1 tRNA gene and 2 rRNA genes (1 of these 3 cut by a window edge) are annotated in these 2,500 nt (G+C 51.8%); all 3 read right to left on the reverse strand.

Annotation, left to right across the window (positions count from 1 at the left end):
• Positions 1 to 77, reverse strand: a tRNA-Met gene (locus JNC77_RS17365).
• Between the two features lie 266 nt (positions 78 to 343).
• Positions 344 to 458, reverse strand: a 5S ribosomal RNA gene (rrf, locus tag JNC77_RS17370).
• A gap of 280 nt (positions 459 to 738) precedes the next feature.
• Positions 739 to 2,500: ribosomal RNA gene (locus JNC77_RS17375) — 23S ribosomal RNA — on the reverse strand; it runs 1,209 nt beyond the window's last position.

Here is a 2,500-nt window from a genome sequence, read left to right on the forward strand (position 1 = left end):
TGGTTGCGGGGGCAGGATTTGAACCTGCGGCCTTCAGGTTATGAGCCTGACGAGCTACCGGGCTGCTCCACCCCGCGATAAACTTTGAGCGTCGGGCTTAGCCCGGTTTTTTTATTTTGTTCGTCCTCGCCGGCTTTGCCAGTCGTTGATGAACATGGGCTGCTCTTGCCCTTAGCCCCAATTTTTCGACGCTGTTATTCAAGCGAATGAGACAGCATTGATTGATTAAGGCTTGTAGCCAGTTTGTCATTGCTTTATCTGGCTGGTATTTTTTGTAAACGCTTGATGCGTTTTGAATAAGTTGTTCTGTTTTGAGAAGATGTTTCATTGATGCGATTAGCAGACCTGGCAGCGACCTACTCTCCCGTGCCTTAAGACAAAGTACCATCGGCGCTGGAGCGTTTCACGGCCGAGTTCGGAATGGGATCGGGTGCAGCCGCTCCGCAATAACCACCAGGTCAGCAAAGCGCATCAATAATGTTTGAGAAGCTGGAAGTCTTTCGTGCTATTTTTATCGCTCACGCTACCTTCACTGCGTGAAGGCTTACGCGGGCACGCCGAACGACCGGCGCCATACTGTCGTATGCTTATTGTCATCTTCGAAGTTTACTTCGCAAGGTCAAGAGACCGTCGCAACTGATGTTGCGTGCTGTCCGCAGGCTAGCCTGACTTGTCAGGCGCTCAGCCGTAAGGACAAAAGAGACATCAAACTTCGTTTGATGGATATTGATAATGAGAATGATCAAGTCGATCGAGCTATTAGTACCGGTAAGCTGCATGCGTTGCCGCACTTCCACACCCGGCCTATCAACGTGGTAGTCTTCCACGGCTCTGATAGGGAATACTCGTTTTAAGGTTAGTTTCCCGCTTAGATGCCTTCAGCGGTTATCTAGTCCGTATATAGCTACTCTGCTATGCCGCTGGCGCGACAACAGATCCACCAGAGATACGTCCATCCCGGTCCTCTCGTACTAGGGACAGATCCTTTCAATATTCCTACACCCACGGCAGATAGGGACCGAACTGTCTCACGACGTTCTGAACCCAACTCACGTACCGCTTTAAATGGCGAACAGCCATACCCTTGGGACCTGCTCCAGCCCCAGGATGCGATGAGTCGACATCGAGGTGCCAAACAACCCCGTCGATATGGACTCTTGGGGGTCATCAGCCTGTTATCCCCGGCGTACCTTTTATCCGTTGAGCGATGGCCCTTCCACTCGGGACCACCGGATCACTATGACCGACTTTCGTCTCTGCTCGACTTGTCAGTCTCGCAGTCAGGCAGGCTTATGCCATTGCACTCAGCGAACGATTTCCGACCGTTCTGAGCCTACCATCGCGCGCCTCCGTTACTCTTTAGGAGGCGACCGCCCCAGTCAAACTACCCACCATACACGGTCCTGGACCCGGATAACGGGCCGCAGTTAGACATCCATAAGATTAAGGGTGGTATTTCAAGGATGACTCCACCTGAACTGGCGTCCAGGCTTCAAAGTCTACCACCTATCCTACACATAACGTCACGAATGCCAGTGTAAAGCTATAGTAAAGGTGCACGGGGTCTTTCCGTCTAACCGCAGGAACCCCGCATCTTCACGGGGAATTCAATTTCACTGAGTCTGCGTTGGAGACAGCGGGGAAGTCGTTACGCCATTCGTGCAGGTCGGAACTTACCCGACAAGGAATTTCGCTACCTTAGGACCGTTATAGTTACGGCCGCCGTTTACCGGGGCTTCAATTCAAGGCTTGCACCTCTCCTCTTAACCTTCCGGCACCGGGCAGGCGTCAGACTCTATACGTCGTCTTGCGACTTCGCAGAGCCCTGTGTTTTTGGTAAACAGTCGCTACCCCCTGGTCTGTGCCACCCCCATCTGCTTGCGCAAAAAGGGGTCACGCTTCTTCCGAAGTTACGCGTGCATTTTGCCGAGTTCCTTCAACGCAGTTCTCTCAAGCGCCTTGGTATTCTCTACCAGTCCACCAGTGTCGGTTTAGGGTACGGTCTATATGCAGGAGCTATTTCCTGGAACCGCTTCACTGCAAGATCAATCCAATAAGATCTCACAATACACACGATCCGTCACTACCTGCAGGCCCACGAATATTAACGTGGTTCCCATCGACTACGCATTTCTGCCTCGCCTTAGGGGCCGGCTAACCCTGCTCAGATTAACTTTAAGCAGGAACCCTTGGACTTTCGGCGAGAGTGTCTCTCACACTCTTTATCGTTACTCATGTCAGCATTCTCACTTCTGATATCTCCAGGAGCCCTCACGGGTCTCCCTTCACAGACTTACAGAACGCTCCGCTACCACGCACATTAAGTGCATCCACAGCTTCGGTGTATGGCTTGAGCCCCGGTACATTTTCGGCGCAAAGACCCTTATTTAGACCAGTGAGCTGTTACGCTTTCTTTAAATGATGGCTGCTTCTAAGCCAACATCCTGGTTGTTTTGGGATCCTCACATCCTTTCCCACTTAGCCATAACTTAGGGACCTT

It is taken from the genome of Paenochrobactrum pullorum (genome assembly GCF_041929845.1).
In the GTDB taxonomy this organism is placed as follows: Bacteria; Pseudomonadota; Alphaproteobacteria; order Rhizobiales; family Rhizobiaceae; genus Paenochrobactrum; species Paenochrobactrum pullorum.